This window comes from Halobacillus seohaensis (genome assembly GCF_042663045.1).
GTDB lineage: Bacteria > Bacillota > Bacilli > Bacillales > Halobacillaceae > Halobacillus_A > Halobacillus_A seohaensis.
In genome coordinates this window covers 1-20609 of record NZ_JBHSZV010000066.1, presented here as the reverse complement: position 1 = coordinate 20609, position 20609 = coordinate 1, and the positions used below count along the sequence as shown (strand labels likewise).

20 protein-coding genes are annotated in these 20609 nt (G+C 36.5%); 8 read left to right on the top strand and 12 right to left on the bottom strand.

The window, feature by feature from the left end:
- The first annotated feature begins 434 nt into the window (after positions 1–434).
- The 3 genes from ACFQIC_RS20565 (at position 435) to ACFQIC_RS20555 (ending at position 1884) form a co-directional block, all read left to right on the top strand.
- Entirely contained in the window at positions 435–1061 is a 627-nt protein-coding gene (locus ACFQIC_RS20565) for a DUF4825 domain-containing protein (RefSeq protein WP_204712252.1), read from the top strand.
- A gap of 153 nt (positions 1062–1214) precedes the next feature.
- Positions 1215–1442 carry an anti-sigma-F factor Fin gene (locus ACFQIC_RS20560; protein ID WP_204712254.1) on the top strand — a complete coding sequence of 76 codons (228 nt, stop codon included), beginning with the start codon at positions 1215–1217 and terminating at the stop codon, positions 1440–1442.
- Between the two features lie 187 nt (positions 1443–1629).
- Entirely contained in the window at positions 1630–1884 is a 255-nt protein-coding gene (locus ACFQIC_RS20555) for a hypothetical protein (RefSeq protein WP_204712256.1), read from the top strand.
- 232 nt (positions 1885–2116) lie between these two features.
- Here ACFQIC_RS20555 and ACFQIC_RS20550 read toward each other — a convergent pair whose 3' ends face one another.
- Positions 2117–3580 (bottom strand): NarK family nitrate/nitrite MFS transporter, encoded by a 1464-nt coding sequence (locus tag ACFQIC_RS20550; protein ID WP_204712258.1) that lies wholly within the window; start codon positions 3578–3580, stop codon positions 2117–2119.
- A gap of 252 nt (positions 3581–3832) precedes the next feature.
- Between ACFQIC_RS20550 and ACFQIC_RS20545 the strand changes: the two genes are divergently transcribed.
- Entirely contained in the window at positions 3833–4450 is a 618-nt protein-coding gene (locus tag ACFQIC_RS20545; protein ID WP_204712260.1) for a Rossmann-fold NAD(P)-binding domain-containing protein, read from the top strand.
- A gap of 137 nt (positions 4451–4587) precedes the next feature.
- Entirely contained in the window at positions 4588–5295 is a 708-nt protein-coding gene (locus ACFQIC_RS20540) for a class I SAM-dependent methyltransferase (RefSeq protein ID WP_204712262.1), read from the top strand.
- Positions 5296–6677: 1382 nt separating this feature from the next.
- Here ACFQIC_RS20540 and ACFQIC_RS20535 read toward each other — a convergent pair.
- The 3 genes from ACFQIC_RS20535 to ACFQIC_RS20525 form a co-directional block, all read right to left on the bottom strand.
- A complete protein-coding gene (locus tag ACFQIC_RS20535; RefSeq protein WP_204712264.1) occupies positions 6678–7118 on the bottom strand; it encodes a carboxymuconolactone decarboxylase family protein in 441 nt (146 codons plus the stop codon).
- A 121-nt stretch (positions 7119–7239) separates the two neighbouring features.
- Positions 7240–8127 carry a LysR family transcriptional regulator gene (locus ACFQIC_RS20530; RefSeq protein WP_204712266.1) on the bottom strand — a complete coding sequence of 296 codons (888 nt, stop codon included), beginning with the start codon at positions 8125–8127 and terminating at the stop codon, positions 7240–7242.
- 589 nt (positions 8128–8716) lie between these two features.
- The gene (locus ACFQIC_RS20525) at positions 8717–9172 is read right to left on the bottom strand and encodes a CBO0543 family protein (RefSeq protein ID WP_204712268.1); all 456 of its coding nucleotides are present in this window, start codon (positions 9170–9172) and stop codon (positions 8717–8719) included.
- 577 nt (positions 9173–9749) lie between these two features.
- On the opposite strand from ACFQIC_RS20525, the gene ACFQIC_RS20520 reads away from it, so the two are divergent.
- Positions 9750–11168 (top strand): MFS transporter, encoded by a 1419-nt coding sequence (locus tag ACFQIC_RS20520; protein ID WP_204712270.1) that lies wholly within the window; start codon positions 9750–9752, stop codon positions 11166–11168.
- 44 nt (positions 11169–11212) lie between these two features.
- Here the strand turns inward: ACFQIC_RS20520 and ACFQIC_RS20515 are convergent, their stop codons facing one another.
- The 7 genes from ACFQIC_RS20515 to ACFQIC_RS20485 all read right to left on the bottom strand — a co-directional run bounded on the left by ACFQIC_RS20515 (position 11213) and on the right by ACFQIC_RS20485 (position 18073).
- On the bottom strand, positions 11213–12214 hold the full coding sequence (locus tag ACFQIC_RS20515) for a DUF3231 family protein (RefSeq protein WP_204712272.1): 1002 nt from the start codon (positions 12212–12214) through the stop codon (positions 11213–11215).
- A gap of 117 nt (positions 12215–12331) precedes the next feature.
- On the bottom strand, positions 12332–13594 hold the full coding sequence (locus ACFQIC_RS20510; RefSeq protein ID WP_204712284.1) for a glutamate-5-semialdehyde dehydrogenase: 1263 nt from the start codon (positions 13592–13594) through the stop codon (positions 12332–12334).
- Between the two features lie 10 nt (positions 13595–13604).
- Positions 13605–14744, bottom strand: a complete 1140-nt coding sequence (gene proB, locus ACFQIC_RS20505; RefSeq protein ID WP_204712274.1) for a glutamate 5-kinase — start codon at positions 14742–14744, stop codon at positions 13605–13607.
- Positions 14745–14774: 30 nt separating this feature from the next.
- Entirely contained in the window at positions 14775–15623 is an 849-nt protein-coding gene (gene proC, locus ACFQIC_RS20500) for a pyrroline-5-carboxylate reductase (RefSeq protein ID WP_204712276.1), read from the bottom strand.
- Positions 15624–15947: 324 nt separating this feature from the next.
- Entirely contained in the window at positions 15948–16853 is a 906-nt protein-coding gene (locus tag ACFQIC_RS20495) for a plastocyanin/azurin family copper-binding protein (RefSeq protein ID WP_204712278.1), read from the bottom strand.
- A 288-nt stretch (positions 16854–17141) separates the two neighbouring features.
- On the bottom strand, positions 17142–17471 hold the full coding sequence (locus tag ACFQIC_RS20490) for a four-helix bundle copper-binding protein (RefSeq protein WP_204712280.1): 330 nt from the start codon (positions 17469–17471) through the stop codon (positions 17142–17144).
- Positions 17472–17728: 257 nt separating this feature from the next.
- Complete coding sequence (locus ACFQIC_RS20485) at positions 17729–18073, bottom strand: four-helix bundle copper-binding protein (protein ID WP_204712282.1); 345 nt, start codon at positions 18071–18073, stop codon at positions 17729–17731.
- 722 nt (positions 18074–18795) lie between these two features.
- Between ACFQIC_RS20485 and ACFQIC_RS20480 the strand changes: the two genes are divergently transcribed.
- Together ACFQIC_RS20480 and ACFQIC_RS20475 are read left to right on the top strand one after the other, a co-directional pair.
- On the top strand, positions 18796–19242 hold the full coding sequence (locus ACFQIC_RS20480; RefSeq protein ID WP_390217818.1) for a DUF6376 family protein: 447 nt from the start codon (positions 18796–18798) through the stop codon (positions 19240–19242).
- 356 nt (positions 19243–19598) lie between these two features.
- Entirely contained in the window at positions 19599–19871 is a 273-nt protein-coding gene (locus ACFQIC_RS20475) for a hypothetical protein (protein ID WP_390217816.1), read from the top strand.
- Positions 19872–20196: 325 nt separating this feature from the next.
- Here the strand turns inward: ACFQIC_RS20475 and ACFQIC_RS20470 are convergent, their stop codons facing one another.
- The gene (locus tag ACFQIC_RS20470; protein ID WP_204712288.1) at positions 20197–20382 is read right to left on the bottom strand and encodes a hypothetical protein; all 186 of its coding nucleotides are present in this window, start codon (positions 20380–20382) and stop codon (positions 20197–20199) included.
- Positions 20383–20609 lie beyond the last annotated feature (227 nt).

Here is a 20609-nt window from a genome sequence, read left to right as displayed (position 1 = left end):
ATTACTCCTCTTTTTCTATTTTATTTTTAGTCTTTTAAAAACTATGTGGTTTTTCAGCAGCCTCGAGAAGGAGTTAGGCAAGACCCCACAGGGAGTGACAACGACCGAGGAGGCTTGCCAGGTCCCCCGCAGGAAAGCGAGTTGTTTCAAAGCCACCCCTATCTCTTATACGGTAACGAACCCCCATCATCTCGGAATAAAGTCTTTAACAGGTTTATCAATTTAACACAGCAAATAGCACGTTGACAATGGCTGTTGTCATTATTGTTATTTGATATATCAGTCCGCGTACGAAAGTCATTAATGAATTGATGAAATTTGAATATTATTGAAATAAAGAGGGGATTGTTGGTATAGTTGTTTTTTGAATGGATATTTACTTTCTTGCATTAATGAGTTGTTATGATAAATTAAAATTCAATAGGGGGCTGACCATGAAAATTTTTCAAGCATGCCTGTTACTCACGCTTACCGCAACTTTACTTATAGCGTGTACTAATGATAATAACAATGAAAAACAAATGAGATCAATAAATGATGTCAATATAACAGGGTTTAAAGAATATGTCGGAACATATGTTGGTGGAAATCGTGTGACGAAGATTATAGGGAAATTACCAGGGGGAGAATCCTATAAAGAAGTGGATTTATCAAATGAAATGATAAAAGTGACCTATGGTTACAACGGCGGTATGTTCTCGGAAACAAACATTTCAGAGTATTGGTTCGATGGAAATGGTACAGTGGAAAAGAATTTTTTGTTCAATGCTATGCTATTAACTATACTTGTCCCTAATTCAGAAAGATATCATTTTACCATCGATGAAAGCTCCTTTTCTGTTTCAAGAGAAAACATGGTTCAACTACTCTCTGAAAACCTCGACCATTTTCTTATCGAAGAAGAAATTTTAAAGAACGAAGCAATGGCTATGTTCCTGGACGAAAACAAGGAAGCAACAGAGAAATTACTCGAGCAAAATAAACAATCCATTGGTGAATTAGTGAAATCGACCGAGTTTCGAAAGCAATTTTTTGAAAAGTTCCCGATTAAAGATTCTTAAGGAACGTTTTTCGATCATTTAACTACATACCTATCCAAATTCCTTGTTTATACCTTGTGATTTGAAAGAGACACATTTGTGTTGCATAACTATTTCAAATGTGGACCAAACTATTTATGATCACCTTTTTAGGGGATGACAAGGAGGATGGAAATGAAAATTCGTTACTATTGTCGTCAATGTGAACAGCAAGTAGGGGAATTAGACACAAAAGAAGTAGATGCATCACAGATAGGATCAGATGTGTTAAACGACTCAGATGATTCACAGACGATTCATATGCAAAATGATGGAGCATTAGACATACGTACATTATGTGATTCGTGTAAAGAAGCTACGGCACAACATACTTATCAACAAGGACCTGATACTTTAAGTTAAAATTCTCTCCTAACTTTAGAACGGTTTTCCTATAACATACTAAAAGTCGTCATTCCTGAATAAGGAAGGCGGCTTTTTATATGAATAGAACATGAAACCTTATCCAAGATTTCATCGTATATATACTAGTTACATAAGATGAAAAGTCGCTAATCAAAGCAATAAATTAATGAAGGAGATGATTCAAATGGATCACATAATACAATCCTATTTTGAAAAACTAGAAGCCAAAGATAAACAAGATCAATATGAAGCGTACCAGATGATTCTTGCTGCGACAGAAGAAAAGGTTGATTGGGTCTACGAAATATGGGAAGGATTAAAAAGTTTATATGATGAATTAGGTGACGAAGATATAAAACAAAAAGCTTTACTGTTGATTGAGTTAGAAGATGAAAGTAAATATCGTAAAAAGTACGCGGGTGTATGGAAGAAGAATTGAATAATTGGTAGTGAGTGTATAGGTGACAGCAAGAATAACGAGGCTATTTATTGGGTACTGAAGAGGAAGTGCTAGGCGGTGATCATAAATGTATTTTCAAAAACTACGTAAGCTTTTGTTACATAGTGAATGACGAATGGTTGAAAATGCTATAGTCTTAAAGTAACAAATCCTTATAGTTGAAAAAAGCAGACAGATCCAAATACTCATGAATCTGTCTACTGTGCAAAAACTAAATAGCCACTTCTTTTTCAGTTTGTTCTTCTGATTCTCCTGTTTTATTACTTACAGCATGGGATTGATTTGGTTCTTTCAGGAAGAAGCAGGCAAGAAAACACAAGGACGAAGCAATAGCGATACAAATGAAAAACAGTGAAGGATTTAAGAGACTGAGTACCGCCAAAAATAAGACGGCTCCGACATTTCCATAAGCTCCGACCATGCCAGCAACTTGTCCGGTCAATCTTTTTTTCACGAGAGGTACCATTGAGAATACCGCTCCTTCTCCTGCTTGTACAAAAAATGAGCATGTCATCGTTAATAACAGTGCCATAATAATCGGCCAACCAGAAGCAATTTGAGACATTCCTAAATACGCAACAGATAGGCAACTCAAAAGAATGATCAGAGTTTTTTTACGACCAAACTTATCACTTAGCCATCCTCCACCAGGACGAGCAATAAGGTTCATAAATGCAAACGAGCTGGCAATCATTCCTGCTTCTGCGATACTCAAACTGAAGGTTGACTCAAAAAACATCGGTAGCATAGAAATAACGGCCAATTCTGAACCAAATGTAATGAAGTATGCAAAGTCTAAAATGGCTACCTGCCTAAATGAATATTGATCGTCTTTGGGTACACCTGCCTTTAGATGATCGCGGTTGACAGACCAGATTTTATATAAGTTATACAAGTAAGAAATAGTAAGAATTAAGTAAATGACAGTAGCGACAGTATTTGAAACGATTGAGGTACTACTTAACTGCCAAGTGATTAAGGCAAGGGCAGCATACAAAGGAATCGACATAAGCATTAACCCAACCATGCTCTTGTAACTGGTTACTTCCATTGCTCCATTTTGTTTCGGACGTTGATACACTTTTCCTCTAGGGGTATTTTCAACTGATCGATAGAAAAAGAATGAATAGATAATACATAGTACTCCCGTTAAAGCAATCGCATAGCGCCAACCGTTTTCGCCACCGAAAAGCAGTGCAATTAACGGCAAAGAAAACGCGGCTGCTGCTGAACCGAAATTTCCCCAGCCTCCGTAAACACCTTCTGCCAGTCCAAGCTGCTTAGACGGAAACCACTCAGACACCATACGAATACCGACAACAAACCCGGCACCGACGACCGAAAGAAAGGCACGGGCGATAAACAGCTGCCAAAATGAATCCGCAATGGCAAACCAAAAGCATGGGATACTTATCACTAATAGTAATATGGTATAAACATTCTTAGGACCGAAGCGGTCAACCAGCATGCCAATAACAATTCTAGCGGGAATGGTTAAAGCCACGTTAATTGATAGAATGACACCAATTTCTTCTTTTGAAAGCTGTAGCGCCTCTTGTATCGTTGAAGCAAAAGGTGCCATGTTGAACCAAACAAAAAAGCTTAAAAAGAAAGCGAAAGTCGTCATAAATAAGATTTTTTTATTACCTTTGTAAGGATTCTCTTCTTGAACCATAATCAGGCCTCCATATCTTGTTAATAGACTGATTATTTCAAATAAAAAATAATTTGTCACATACTATGTCAGATTTTATGACACAGTAATTATGACCGTAGCTCAGTAAGGATAACAATAAAATGAGGCTTATCAAATATGTAAAGGGTTACATAGAAAATTTTAATTATGGAATAAAATTTAGAGAAACAGATGAATTATTTATTGTATTAGTTGAGGATGTCAAAGTTTGGTATTAGGATCATTTTTTAAATGATTTATATTCCAGACCTCAAATTAAGAAATGATTTAGAATCGAAGAAGATCGGAGAGAGGGTAACTATGCAGAAGGCTATCATTTTTGGTGGTACAGGTATGCTTGCAGATGTTTCAAGATGGCTTATAAAAAATTATTCACATACTTCAGTTGTGGCTAGAGATGTGGAAAGGCTCAAACTTCTAAACAATGAACAACCAGAGAACAATTTAAAGTTAGTTTCTTTAGACTATAAAAATGTGGAAGCTGTACAGGAACTAATTAAAAATACAATAAAAATACACGGGCCAATGGATACGGTTATTGCGTGGGTTCACAGCGATGCCCCTCATTCTGTTATAGCGATATTTAATGAAATAACTGATAATCAAACGGAATCCTTTCATTTTTTTCATATTATAGGCAGTGGAGATCACTTAAAATCTATTCAATCCGCGCTTTCAGTATCTAATCAGTGTTTATATCACCAGATACAGCTCGGTTTCGTAGTTGAAGATCAAAAATCAAGATGGTTAACTCATAAGGAAATTTCTGAAGGTGTAATTTCTGCTATTAAACGCAAAGAAGAGAAGACAGTGATTGGCCAAGTTGAACCACGGGAAATGAGGCCGTGATCATGGACGAGAATCTAAGTAGTCTTGGAAAAAGTGGATCGTTAGAGAGAAATGTTTAATGAAAAGGAAAGGAATGGTTTTTATTTTTAAATTACCAGTATGTACGATCAGAGTAGTCCTAGAAGAGGTGGGCATAGATGAGCAGAGTTGAGCAAAACACTAAATTAGATTTAGAAAAGATTATTTTTATTGGTAGAACATATGAAGAATACATGGATATGTTCTACCTATCAGAAGAATTTCTGAAAGGAAAGAAAATACTAGATTGTCCAGCTGGAGCTTGTTCTTTTACAGCAATTGGGCAAAAAATTGGATTGGATGTTACAGCGTGCGACATTGCTTATGATCATTCAGTTAAAGCTCTCAAAAATAAAGGTTTGGAAGATATTGACCATGCGATGGAACATATGGAAAAAGCAAAGAATAATTATATTTGGGATTACTTCAAGGGTATAGATGAGCTTAGAAGACATCGCCAAAGTGCATTAAATGATTGTGCCAATGATATGATAGAACATACGCAAAATTACATTCCTGTTACCTTACCTTCGTTACCATTTAAGGATGAAGAATTTGATATCCTATTATCAGCACACTTCTTATTTATGTATGCTGATCGTTTGAATTATAGCTTTCATATTGAAACTTTGAAAGAGTTATTAAGAGTCACCAAAGAAGAAATACGAATTTTCCCCTTAGTAGACTTGAATGGTAATAAATATAATCATTTGGCAAAATTCAAGGATTATTTAACTGAAAATGGCTGCACAATTGAGAAAGTTAGTGTTAGATATGAATTTCAGTCAGATGCAAATTCTATGTTGAAGATTAGAAAGAATTATTAATTCGTACTCGTTTGAATTATACCGCACTCTTTAAATTGGAACCTTGGCTAAAAATCGCGGGAAAACACCCCATAAGACATATAAGGGATGCTTTTTTTGTTGAGGAAAATTTAATTGATGTTAGTAATATACGATTTTTCAGGTGGTCCAAGTACCTAAAAAGGGTGTTTGCGTGATACATACGAATAGTGATGCACATAGACGAAGTTGTGCTTGTTGCGCTAACTGGCAGGATTGTTTAAGAATCGATTGGGAGATGATTGTGTGGAGAAAGGGGCGGCGGGGAAGGAGTCGCTTGCCGTATGTTTCTATCGGAATCATGCCGTTCTCCGTCCCTGTTAAAGTATGAGCTATCTGATATAACGCCAATGGAAGCCTGATACAGATCAGGATCAGGGAATATGGCCATCACAGATTGAGCCATTAGATAAGTTGAAAATCGGGTGTGATAGCGTGTTTATATGAAGGGTAGGAGATTACCTGGTGTGTATGCCTACCCATCACCACTTCTCCTTGTGAAGACCGTTTCTGAATTTATAGTACAGATCAATAGTACAGGATCTATTAATGGCGGATGTGGATCAATTTCGTGGCATAAGTAGATCATTTCAATGTCAATATTCACACAGCACCCCAGATCTTCATAAAAAGGGTTCCGTTCCACTCTTCATAGTCATGGGGGATGGGAAACCATGAGACTCCTGCGGGAAAGGATAGACTGGCGAGACCCCGCAGAGCTTTAGCTCGAGGAGGCTTGCCGTCTTCCCCGCGGAAAGCGAGTGGTTTCCCATCCCTCATGCTCCGATAAAAAGCAACGGAACCGCCACGCTTTTATTAAACAATCTGGGGCGTTAGTTCAATAACTTCAATATCTAAGAAGAACCAAAACATACATTATTTCATTCATTAAAATGTATGTTTTGGTTCTAATATATTGTTTTAGCTAATGGTCATTATAAATAGTATTAAGAAAGAGAGGGACGCATAATGAAAGTTGAACCATGGGCTTACGTAATGGCTGTTTTTTTCTTTATATTTTTTGGTGGGATGTTTTATATTGAAGTATCTACCTATTATGTCCTACCAGCAAGCGAAGGAGGACCAAGTTTTTGGGAAAGTTTCCAAAATGTTTGGGTAACTTCCCTTTGGTTTTATGGAAGTGTCCTATCTTGTATGTATTACTTAACTCTTTTTTATTTGAAGTGGCGGTATAGAAAAAAAGTGGAGAATTTATGTTAATTAGCCTTCCCACATGACGTTGATTGAAAGGGAATCCCCTTTCAAAAACGTTTTCTGTTCTGTTGGTCAAATCTAAATTATAGTGTAGTAAAATTTTTATTCTGCTTAAAAGTTTGTACTTCAAAACTGAACTATTCAGCGTGCTAGGACGGTTTCTTTGATTCCTTTTGTTCAGTATCCGCTTTATCTATTGAAACATTTCTCATTGAAAATACCTTCTTGGCTACAGTTAAAGCATTCAAAACACTGGGGAATCCGGTATATGGAATTAAGTGAGTAATGCTTTCTACAATTTCTTTTGGCGATAAACCTGCGGTAAGTCCTGTGTTAATATGCAATTCTAATTGAGGTTCTGTTCCTTGAGTAACTAGGGAAGAGATCGTTACAAGTGCTCTTTGCTGGTTCGTTAACCCTTCACGTGAATAGATATCCCCGTATGCGAATTCGATAATGTACTTCCCAATATCTGGCGCAATGTCTTCTAGTTCATCGGAAATTTTTAAATGTGTAGAAATATTATCATCACTCGTTAAAGTATATTCCATTAATTTATCTAAACCTTGCTGGTAGCGATCGTTGCTCATTAATGTAGCCTCCTAAATGTAAGTGTTTCACGAACTTATTTACTATAACGTATATTTTTCCATTCGAACAATTCATATATTTCATGTTTTTTATTCATTTATCGAATAGATGCTGATCGAACTAAGGTGATTGATACATAGAGGTCATATTTTTAATAAATTCGCGGGTTGCATGAGAAACATATCTTCCCTTTTTTAAAACGAGTCCTAATTTCCATGGAATAACAGGATTAACGATGGGAACGGCTCGAACTAATTCAGAATCAAGTTTCGCAGCGATCGACTGAGGGAAAATAGAAATACCTAAGTTTTCTCCGATCATCCCGCTAATAAAATCCCATTGGGAACTTTCATAAGCCACATTTGGTCGAAAGCCTGCACGCCTGCATTCCTGAATGATACGATCGTGTAAAGCAAAGTCTTCACTAAATAATATAAATGATTCGTCTTCTAAATCTTTCACCTCTACCGTTTCTCTATGTGCAAAAGGATGGGAGGAATGAGTGAAAAGCATGAGTTCTTCATAGATGAAAGGAACAATGTCAAAAACTTTTTTATCTGCTGGGAGCACTACAACTCCAAGGTCGAGTAGACCATCATTTACTTCTTTTTTTACCTTATTCGCCCCATGTTCCATTAGTTTGATTTCTACATCAGGGTATATCGAGTTAAATTCTTTAATAATCTTAGGAAAGAACAAGAAGCCAATTAGAGGTGGGATCCCCATTTTTATTTTGCCTTTTTTAACATTCATCAAGTCATGCAAGTGTGTTGAAAAACTTTCCAAGGATTCCACTATGATTTGGGCTTGTTCATAGGCAACTTCTCCGGCTTCCGTTAATGTAATTTGCCGGGCTGAGCGATCAATCAGAGCAATATTTAATTCATCTTCTAAGCTTTTTACTTTTTTGCTAAGCGTGGGCTGTGAAATATGAAGTTCATTCGAAGCTTTTGTGAAACTTTTATATTTGGCCACTTCCAAAAAGTAACTTAATTGTCGTATATCCATTTGTTAAATCTCCTAACTATAACTAATTTGCATAGATTAAGTATTTATTATTTGTTTTAGAGAATTAACATTTCTAGGAGTGGTAAAATGGGGAATCATAAAGTGGTTGTGATCACGGGAGCTGCAAGAGTTATGGGATACGAACTCTGAAAAGTTTACGCTCTAGATGGGCAATAAGGTTCTATTAACGGATGTGAATCAAAAAGGAATGGTTAAAAATATGCTGACAGCTCCTTTTTCATAGCAATTAAATACGCTCTTGAGGCAGGGGTTTGGAAGGATTATCAATATGGACTCGGGTAAGGGTTAATTGGTGTTGCCGGGAAAGCAACTGCATTAGAACCGCCTCCGTATACGTATGGGATCACAGTCTAAGAGGGCGGTTAAAGGATATTGCGAAAACGAGTAATTTCCATTAATAATAGAACTCTTGTGAGTGTAATTTATCCATTGGTTCCATAAAAACGCTTGTTAGATGGCAAGTGAATCACTATTTATATCATGTTTTTAAGTCTTGAAAATTTTTAGAGATGTGCAGGGTTGGCGATTTGTGATCGATGGAGGATACACAGCTTAATAAGCCACAAAGTCATTTCATTTTTTTGATTTTCTTCATTAGAAGAATGATGAATAACATTAGAATAAGCTCCGATATAAATGTGTAGATCAGTGTCCATTTTTCATATTCAACTAAATCAGTGTATCTTTCAATAAAATACTCGACAATTGTTATAACAGAAGAATAAACAGCTCCCTGTAAAAGAATACCTTTATATGTTGAATGATAGGATGTTCGGTAATAGTATAAGCAGATAACTGGAAATAATAGGTATTCAAATAGGACACTGGAATCGAAATGTTGATTGAAACTTTTCACTGGATAACTGAGCAAATTTTCTTCTACAATAATGACGCCAAGGGTGATAGAAAAATAAGCGGTCAACAAATAAACCAAAAGCCATTCCCAGAAGGGTAGCTTTGTGAGGATTATTAACAACAGTACAAATCCGACGACCCATAAAGACCATAATACAATTATTTCCATGGTCATACTCCTTCAGGTGAAATGTTTAATTACCTTTAATTTGTACTAAATGTGAAATGTAATTCTCGCAACAAGCAATATAGTTATAATAAGGGTGAAATTGTAATGGAGTGTGGTTAATCTAATCTAAGATGAAGCCTTACGAAGGCTCTTTAGCAGGAGGATCGGATGGGTGAAGCTACAGTGGTTGATCTCATTAGGAACAATTTTTCGTATTCGAATTATTTGAGGGGAGAGCCTTTCACAATCTACGTGTTGAATTTTTTACATACGATTTTCAATATAGAATTGTCTCTTAAAAGGGATGTTACAGATGAATTTCTTCGATTGTTGAAGAAATTCGCCTCTCAATTCAGGAAATGATCAACGGCAACATTTATCACAGCCTTCTATTAAATATAATATAAAGTTTTTATATATGGAAAATTGGTTGTTTAAGGAGCCGATATACGGTTATTATTGGTTATTCATGTTAAGATAAAATGGATTATAAAGGGTAAACTTACATTGGATTTTTTATTGAATGATGATAATTAAATAGACTTGCAAGTAACAGGAAAAGGGGAGATCGAAAGAAGTGACAACAATCGCTGGACAATTAAGTGTAGAACAAAATCTAACCCCATCAGAAAAAAAGAAAATAATCTTCCTGATGTGTTCTGTCTTATTATTTTCTGTTATGAATGGAACAATGTTCATGATAGCCGTACCTGATATTGCAAATTCTTTTTCCTTGTTGCCATCACAGGTAAGCTGGGTTGTAACAGGATATATTATTATTTATGCAATTGGTGCATTGATGTACGGTAAATTAGCAGATATATATCCTTTGAAGACGTTGTTGACGATTGGACTTAGCTTGTTTGTCGCTGGTTCAATTTTGGGTTTTTTATCACCAACGTTTTTAATGGTCGTCTTTTCACGCATGATTCAAGCAGCGGGAGCATCTTCTATTGTTGCGTTGGCTTTTATTGTACCATCCAAGTATTTTCCGGAAGAAAGAGGTAGGGTACTAGGGATTGTCTCAAGTACAATGGCTTTTGCCTCTGGTGTTGGGCCAGTGATCGGTGGCTTAGTTTCTGGAGCATTGAACTGGCAATTTTTATTCTTAATATCTACATTTGTTCTAATTACTATTCCTTTTTTTCGGATGTGGATGCCTGAGGAAGATAAGAAAGAAGGAAAAGTGGATATTCTCGGCGCTGTGTTTATCGCAATAGCCGTAGCTTCTCTAATTCTTTTTATTACAATGTTTACATGGTGGTATATCGTCATCAGTTTCGTGTTTTTTGGTTTGTTCTCATGGAGAATATTCAATAGTGAAAATCCGTTTATCAATCCAGAGTTGTTTCAAAATGCTCCTTATCGAACAACCATTATAGCCGGATTTTTTGCGATTATGACCATGTTTGGCATGATGTTTATGATGCCTCTTATGTTGAGTGAGGTTAGTGGTTTATCGACATTATTTATTGGTCTTACGTTGTTTCCAGGTGCAATGGCTGCTGCTTTCATGGGTAAATGGGCAGGGGTATTAACCGATAAGCAAGGGAGTGGAAAAGTCGTTTATATTGCTTTTACACTTATGATTACGGGGTTTTTCCTCTTATCTAGTTTTGTTGGAAGCAGTCCGTTAGTTATTAGTATTGTGATAATTATAAGCTATATCGCTTTTCCCTTTATCCAAACAGCAACTGCGAACTTAATCTCAACTGTTCTTCCTAAGAATGAAATAGGAGTCGGGATGGGGATTTATAATTTATTTAATTTTATGTCAGGTGCGTTCGGCGGAGCGATTATTGGTAAAATGTTAGATTACGAAAGTGGGGTCAAGTTAAATCCAATTTCTTTTGCCCAAGGTCATGAAGTCGTTTATAGCAATGTTTTTATCGGTCTAGTAGCGTTGACGATTTTGAATGGTTGTTTCTTTTACTTGGCGTTTAAAAGACACGAATCTGATCAGTTGGCTCTAGGTAATGTATTTTCTCACAGATAGACTCTGAAGAATGATGGCCAACGGAAAGCTACAGGGCTGTTTATTTACTGTTTATCTATTGCATCTCGTTCAATGGCACCAGGCATTTTCTCTAGCCAATGATTTCTTATCATTAATTCAGCACAATCATCAGAGAAGGTGCCAATCTCTGCGGTAAGTCGAATGTAATTGGCAGCTAAGTCTCTTCGTGGACTTGCAGCAATGGCTAGTCCATAATTTCCTAATCCTGTTTGACAAAGACTAAGGGTATGAAAAAGCATTAACTTATCTGAAAAAGGTGCTGTTGTTGAACTAGTTACTCCGACATCCCAAATTTCAGCAGCCGGTAAATTGTCGTCTCGTAACAATGAACTGAATACCTCAATATGTTTTGTTGCTATATCTCGACCTCGAAGCACGTGTTTCTTAACTTCGTTTGATTTAGCTACTTGTGAAAAACCAATCATAAGTGATTTACCTAATGTATTTGTTGTTGTGTTCAAATATAGATGAGTGATTTCAGCAGCATTAAGGGGTCTGCGATCTCCAAAAAACCCCTTCATCCAACCTTCTTTATGAACGTATTCAACTTTTCCAGGATATTCAATATATGGCGCTCTTATGAATATTCCCTTAGATTCCAATAGAGTTGTGGCCTTATCTAGAAGTTCGGCCGCTGTTTTCAGGTTATGATTAAAAAACTCCCTGATATCTATACGGGCACAACTTCCTAAAGCCAATGAATAAGTTGATACCCCGGAAATTCCCATTTTTCTTAAGTAAAGTAATATAAATATGTCCGAAAACAGCTTAGGTGCCTTAATATCTACATCTTCATCCGAAAAACCGTCCGGAATAGGGAAATTTTCGTTTTCAAATAGTTTGTTTTTGAATTGAATATGCTCATCAGTCAAACCAAGACCATATTCAACAATAGATCTTATTTCTTGATCCTCGACTGTGTTTAAAAAGTATTGAAGGACACAATTTGCCATGCTGTCAGCGATGTATCCTCCCCATATAGGGGCAACCTCAGATGATACGAGTTGAATATTGTGTTTCTGCACCAATTTTCTCTTCCTCTCCTTAACTCATAGTCGTTTTTATAAATCTAACAATACTCAAAAAACATAAATAGAAATTCCTTTTTACAAAGAGCACAACCTCTTTTTATAAACAAAGGACTATCTAACTTGTCCATTTCCTGTGATGCATAATTTTGTAGTAGTTAAAGCAGGTAATCCCATTGGGCCACGAGCATGTAGTTTTTGAGTGGAAATTCCAATCTCAGCTCCATAACCTAAGGCACTTCCATCCGTGAAGCGGGTCGAGGCGTTATGATAGACGGCAGCAGCATCGATATCTTGCATAAATTGGTCTGCTGTTTTTAGGTTTTCTGTAACAATAGCCTCGGAATGTTTTGTTCCATATTTATCGATATGATCGATGGCTTCTTGAACATCGTTAACGATTTTAACAGCTAGATCTAGGCTTAAATATTCTTCCGCCCAATCTTTTTCTTCTGCTTCTAAAGAGTCGGGAATCATCGTAACCACTTCTTGATCGCCATGAACTATAATGTGATTTTCACTAAGTTTTGAAATGAGTGCGTCTTTGTGGCTCTCAAACCAATCTTTATGAATAAGTATGGTTTCCAAGGCGTTACAAACAGCGGGTCGGTCGGTTTTAGCATTTATGATGATATTTAATGCTTTATCTACATCCGCTTCTTTGTCTACATAAACATGTACATTCCCAACACCAGTTTCAAGAACAGGGACGGTTGCTTTGTTTACGACGGTTTCAATTAATGACCCACCACCTCGTGGAATGAGAACATCGATATGCTTTTTTAATGTAAACATTTGTTCGGTAGCACTTCTGTCTGTGCTGGCGATAAATTGTACGGCTTCTTTTGATATTTTGGTTTTCTCTAGTGCACGATGAATGACGGATACGATCGCTTTGTTTGAGAATAAAGCAGAGGAACCACCTTTTAAGACAACGGCGTTACCGGATTTTAATGCAAGACCGGTGGCATCAACGGTTACATTTGGTCTAGCTTCATATATCATCCCAATGACACCAAGTGGAACGCGTAAGTTTTTTACATGCAGTCCGTTATCCAACGTCCATTCAGAAAGGACTTCTCCAATAGGGTCGTTCAATTCGACGACCTCTCTAAGTCCATCCGCGAAATTATTAACTCGTTCTTTTGTTAGAAGTAGACGATCCATAAAGGCCTCATCAAAATTTTCTTCTTTTCCTTTGTCTAAATCCTTTTGATTTTCATCTAATAGAAAGGAGTAATTTTTTTCTAATTCATCCGCAATGACAAGTAATGCTTCATTTTTATCTTTTGTGGAAAGGTTACTCAATGGCTTTCCTGCTTGTTGTGCTTTTTTTGCTTGCTCTTCAACATTGATTTTTTCTGTGTTCAACCAGATCTCTCCTTTATTAACGGGATGTTTTAATGTCCGTATGGCATACGAATTCTGTTTGACTAATGGCTTCACTTTTTGTCACTTTTATATGATCGGGAATTTCTTTTAATTTGAGCCTCTTTATTTCTAGTAGCTGATCTGCGGAGTAATTAATGACCCCACGTCCCACTTCATCTCCGTTCAAATGCTTAATGACAACTACATCTCCACAATCGAAAGTTCCATTTACTTCTCGAACGCCTTGAGGCAGTAAATGACTTTGTTCATCGGTAATAGCGACCCGTGCTCCATCATCAATGATGACTTCTCCTTGTGTACCTGAATTAAAAGCAATCCAGTGTTTTCTTACATCTAAGTTATCTTGCTCGGCATTTGGTTTAAAGTAAGTGCCTTTAGCCTTATGATTAACGGCATCAAACAGAATATTAGGCTTATTGGCATCTCCTATAAACGTTTCGATTCCTGCAGCTAATGAAATTTTTACTGCTTCAATCTTTGAGCCCATTCCTCCCGTTCCAACATCACTGCTGGACTCACCGGCCGCTGCTTCAATTTCTGGTGTAATTTCATGAACAACCTCTAACAGCTTGGCGTTTGGATTTCTCCGTGGATTATCATCATAGAGACCTTCAATATCTGATAAAATAATCAATTGGTTTGCTTCCACTAAACCTGCTACCTTAGCTGATAATGTATCGTTATCTCCAAATTTCAAATGTTCGTGGGTAATCGAATCGTTTTCATTAACAATCGGAACGGCTCCTCGTTCGAGAAGTACTTGGATCATATTTCGAGAGTTCATATACCGTTTTTGATCAGAAAAGTCGCTTCGCGTAATTAAGATTTGGGAAGCCACATAACCGTGGGATACAAACCTTTCTGAATAATCCTCCATTAAAAGGCATTGCCCAATGGAAGCAGCAGCTTGTTTTTCTGGCAAGCTTTGGGGACGTTCGATAAAGCCGAGTTTCCGGTATCCTGCTGCAACAGCTCCTGAAGATACTAATAGAAGCTCATGACCCTCATCTTTAATAAGAGCAATATCATCCACTAAACGAACTAACTTTCGATAACTGATTTCACCGTTTCGACTCGTTAAGGAACTACTTCCAATTTTTACAACGATTCGTTTCTTCTCTGGACTATCTACCATTTTATTCACCTCGATTATTTATAAGTAAAGTTAAGTTATTGTGCTTTTTGGAATTGTAGACATTTCCTTAGTAATTTCTTTTGAACGTTCCGCTGCTTTTATTATGCAGTCTTTTATGATTTCCTGAAATTGTTGGTTTTCTAACACATTTAAACCAGCTTCTGTCGTTCCACCTGGACTTTTCACATTTAGGTATACTTCTTTAGGCGTTTGATTCGTGGATTTTAAAAGGTCCACAGATCCTTGAATCATTTCCAAAATTAGTTCCTCTCCCAGCTTGCGATCTAGTTGAAGTTCATCTAACGAATTAAACATACCTTCAACTAAGTAGTACATGTAGGCAGGACCACTTCCTGCAATGGCTGTGACACTATCTAGATCCTTTTCTTTTACTTGTTTTACGATACCAACTGCCTTTAATAATGATTCCGTAACTTTGAGATGATTATCGTTTACATGTTCTCCCGGAGAGATTACCGTCACGGAGGATCCAACAGCTGCTGATGTATTTGGCATCACCCGAACAACTGGTGCTTTATGACCCAACAAATAAGAAATATACTCCGTAGTGATCCCGGCAAGTACGGAAAGAATAAGTTGATTTTCTGATGTGTACGATCGAATTGATTGGATTGCTTGTTTAATTCCCGTTGGTTTCATGGCGAGGATCACAATATCAGCTTTTGCTAAGATTTGTTCATTACTTGAGCTTACTTGTACACCATATTTTTTTTGCAACACATGAAGGCGTTCTTCGTCTTGACGGTTTGTGACATATATATTTTCTGGGGAAACCTTTTTTTGATTAATTAATCCAGAGAAAATTGCTTCGGCCATTGAGCCTGCGCCTATAAAAGCTAATTTATAGTTTTGTATCATTACTTATCATCTCCAATTTTGAACACTACTTATTGTGTTAACTTTTGCTTTTAAGAGATAAATTATTCTGATGTGTTACTTATATATAGGTGGTAATCTATGTTATAAGTGTTTCTTGGAATTATGAGAAAATCAGTTGGTTTATCTAAGACTTTAGTAGGGTAAGGTGTTTTTGGGCAGTAGTTATGTATGAAATGGCAGTATGATTTTTGCCTAACCAAAAAAAACTCAGATATACAAAAAAGTCTTGTATATCCGAGATTTCTTGGTTGGATAGGGGGGGGGATATTCAACCGTTTAAAGGTTATTAAGTAATAGAAGAAGTTAAATCGCGGAAAGGTGAAATTCTTTATATGATACTTCAAAAGACCCAATCATTCCAGATTCTTTATGACCAGGGAGCGTACATATAAATTGATAAGTGCCACTCTCAAGTGGAATAAAAGAGACGCTTTGTTCTTCGCCAGACGAAGCGTGAATATGAACGTTGGAGTTAGACTTGTTATGATGATGTGTTTGATTACCATGCACTTCTTCTGTAGAAAGGCTTATAATCTCTAAGTCGTGATCTATTGTACCGTTATTAATTAATGATAAATTAACTTGATCTCCAACTTGAATACTCGTCTCATTAGGAGAGAATGTAAATTCATAAGCCTTAATCGTTAGTTGTTTTTCGCTGGGAGATTTTCCAGTTTGTTCTTGAGAATTAGGGAAATAAGGTCCAAATTGATTGATGAAAATAAAGATAAATCCGAACAAAATCACTGTGACAAATGGGTTGATAAAAAAAGAGGAGGTCCCATTCACTTCATTTTTAATTAACAGAAGTAACATTAGAAAAGTTGAAAAGCAAATAAAGAACAATATTTTCAGGAGAACTTCACGGTCGTCAGGGTTAATCATATCACCGAGCATCGCTCCCATCATTCCCCCCATAAGACCTGCAAATAACCCTTCAATTACAGCTATAATACTTATTGACAATCCTGATAAAAAACCAATAATTGCCCCCGATAACATCGCCAATACAGTTGAAAGGAATAGATCGCCATTAAATATCCCACCAAATATATAACCTACCAGTAATCCAAAACTCATACCAAGTGACATTGCGATAACCATACCTACCATATTTGATATCTTATTGCGATATCTATAATTCTTCCATATAACTAATAAAGCACCAAGCAACGTTATAATAAGCAGAATGTATAGTGAGGATCCCATTTAATTTGTGTTCCTCCTTCTTAACTTGTCCGGTATGGTTATATGTATGCGATTTTAGTTGAATGAATTCATAACAGCTGTTCTAGAGGGACTTATGAAATTTATTGTTTGATGATATTAACTATGGGTATATTTTAAACTGCTGTATACCCTTGTATGTAATTTTGGTGGTCAGAATTCACTTAAGAGGAATATGATCGTATAAAAAAAGTTGGAACAATAATTTTCTAAGAAATAAGGCTGCCCTGGACTCTATCTACTTGAACCCAGGGCAGCTTTTTTAAGGAATTATAAAACTAACTTTTCACACTCATCGGCACATCTTTGGCATGCCTCCGCACATTTCTGGCAATGATCGTGGTTATGTTTAGCGCATTCATCGCCACAATCACGGCATGCTTTCACACATAATTGCGCAAGCTCTTTGACATATGGAGTATCGCGAGTCAAAGATTGCTCTAAGAATGCGCAAATATCCGCACACTCACGATCCAAGCGGATACACTCTGCCATTTCTTTTACATTTTCTTCTTGCAAGCAAGACGTGTAACAGTGGTTGCAAGCTTCCATGCATTCATGCAGTGCTTCAATGACACTTGAATATTTTTCGTGACTCATCGTAAATACCTCCTTTATTTACATAAGATACTTAACCATTTGGAAAAAGGGTTAAACTGGGATAATTTAAATTAGGAAAATAGCCTAAAGGTCTTGATAGTATTAAAGTCGAAGAAGAAATAGTGCCAACTCCTTCATATGTATTTATGACTCAGCACTTTCTAAAAACGAAAGATAACGTAATTATTTAACATTCTTTTATAAAAATAGAGCGTAGACTACTTCACGATAGTCTACGCTCTATTTATGTTAAAAACTTAACTTGCCATTTTACGGCATTCCTCTGCACATTGACGGCAAATTTTAGCGCATTCTTGGCAGTGTTCATCTTTGAATTTCTCGCATTCTGTTGCACATGCCTCACAACTAGCAGCACAAAGTGCACAAAAAGCTTGTGAGTTTTGACTGTTTCTAGACATAAATGCTGCAGCTTGAAAGCAAATTTCAGCACAATCATTTAAATGCTGGATACATGCGATCCGTGCTTGAACATCAGGTTCCTGTAAACAAGCAGTGTGGCATTCTTCACAGGCACGAGCACATTTCAAACATTCCTCGATACATCGATCCATGTTGGTTGGAGACATTGACAATATTCCCATTTAAATTCCTCCATTCCTCATTGAGACACCATGATATTCTTCACAATTTCCTTTAATTTATACTGAATATCGATTCTGTTTTTTTCCATTAAGATCGTTAAGGGAATGGCTTAGCTAAAGTCTTATTTTGAACATGAAATTAAGGTAACCATTGTGGTAACAATCTTTATTAGGTAATAAAAATTAATGGAAGAAAGTGAACATAGCGAGACCTCCCAGTGAAGCAAGGATCCTCACCGTACACCCACGGAAAAAGAGCCATTTACCCGGCCCATTCCTTTTGTGCCAGATATATATTCTTTAAGATTCAATACTTGGATCTTTAATGACGTCTATATCATCAAATGAAATATTTATTGATCCCAAAAATTTCGAGTATTTACTGTTATACTACCTTAGAGACTTAGTTCAGGTGAACATTAAAAAGAGTTACATACAGAGGTAAGAAGAATTCAACAGTAAGCTCTTGGAACTGTTTAAAGAACAACAAGAAATATACAGGGGAACGCATAAAAGAACGTGATAAGAACCTAATAAGGACTTTAGATGAATTACAGGAACAGAAAAAGAAAGGGTTTTGGAGTCGTTTATTTAGTAACAGCCCAATTCCCGGCATTAAAATTGAGAAATTGGGCTGTTTTCTTCCTTGGTGTTAATGTATGGGACTATGCGTGGATGCTATAATTAAGGGAATGAGCATATGATTAGCGGGAGGGTTGTCATTGAAAAAAACAAAGATCGCATTGATGATGTTTTTCACGGTTGTTCTTAGTGGTTGCTCAATTCTTGAAGGGTTCACGAACACCTTAGGTTACGCTGATAAGGCCACAGAGTATGCCAATAAAGTAAGTACATTTGTAAATGAAGTTCCTTCACTCGCTGAACAAGCGACAACAGATGAGCAGGCCGCAATAGAATTAGAAGAAAAGCTGGAAAACATGAAGCAAGATATAACGGAATTTAATGAACTGGAAGAACCATCCGTCGGAGCAGACCTTCATCAGCAGGTGGTGGAGCAAAACAAACAGGCCCTTAAAGGAATAGATGCATATTTGAACAATATGGAAGATGGAAAACTGGATTCCTCGGTTATTGAAAACACCGAAATATTCCAAGCCTTAAGCGACATTACCAATACGATTGATCAAATTAAACAGTTGGGCGGGTAGCTATTCACTAGACACTCTTTTTCAAGGGTGTCTTTTCTTTACATTAAAAAATTATTAAATTGTTTTGGTCATTACCCATAAAAAAAGAATGCGCTGCTGTTTGCAGAAACCCCATTTTCTCATACGCCTAGCCAATTTTTCTTTTTATTCTGTTTCAATTCCATCGCTTTTTTTAGCAGATATTATTATAAACTCAACTTCTGCACCTAAAAATAGCGCATGAAGCCTTAATATGAAACGGTTCTTGCACAATTATTTATCCTTAAAAAAACACAAAAAAGACACCCTCTTTGGTAGAATAAAGTCACGACAACAATCCCCCAAAGAAAGGATGTCTCTTGTGACGGTGGGAAATCGTGCGTAAAAATATGTTTGAAGGAGCGATTGAGGTCAAGAAAACGAAGATACGTGGATGCATCGAACACAATAAGCACTCCAAGGAGTTTGAAACTTATGTGTGGGAACAGATCAAGAAGCACACCTGGCACACTACACCATGTATCCTTTATTTGCTAGATGCGTTTCTGTTCAATGGGCACCGAATAAAAATGGATTCGTCTTTTGAAGAACTGGAGGAACAAATTTTGTTTCCTTTGGTTGAGCATTTACGCAAAAAAAAAGGTCAATAATTAACGCAACAAATGACTTAATAATTATTAAACAAGTAAAGATATAGGAGAAAAATAACGTGATGAACCCTCGATATCTCTGCTGGTATAAAAACTTTTATAGAAACGGCAAACGTTCGTAATTAAATTTAAGTGTTTTACGAACGTATGATTTCATAGATTTAAGATATTTTCAGGATGTTCGTAAAAGTGTACTTTTATAAAAAACGATAACAAAAACCCTATTCAAGAAAAGGGCCATATTGTTGTGCGAAACGTTTCTAACTTAAATTGAGGGATTGGACGGTTAGAGGGGTTTTAAAAGAACCACAATAATAGTGGCTCTTTAATCTCTCATTGATCCAGCCTCACGAGACGTCATGGCCCCTACACCCTTGCTTAAATCCCTTTGAATTTCTTGTTTTACTTTTTTGGGATCTGTCCCTGAATAGCCTGGCTCCATAATGGATTTCGGATTCTCTTTTCTTACTTGTTGAATCCTAATCCCTGCCACTGTCTTGTTCTTTGCCATTATAAACACCTCCATATTAGTAGTTTTAGCAAGAACCAATATAATAATCAGGTTACTATAAAGAACCCAAATGTTTTTTCTTTATAAAAAAGAACAATTTACAAAGTAGTCTTTCAAAAGTGAAAAATGTATAATATTCGACTTCATACATTTCATTTCCGTTAATGGATGAATAACTACACAAATAATAGTAGATGATCACTGTGTATTTCTTTCGAATTATCTTG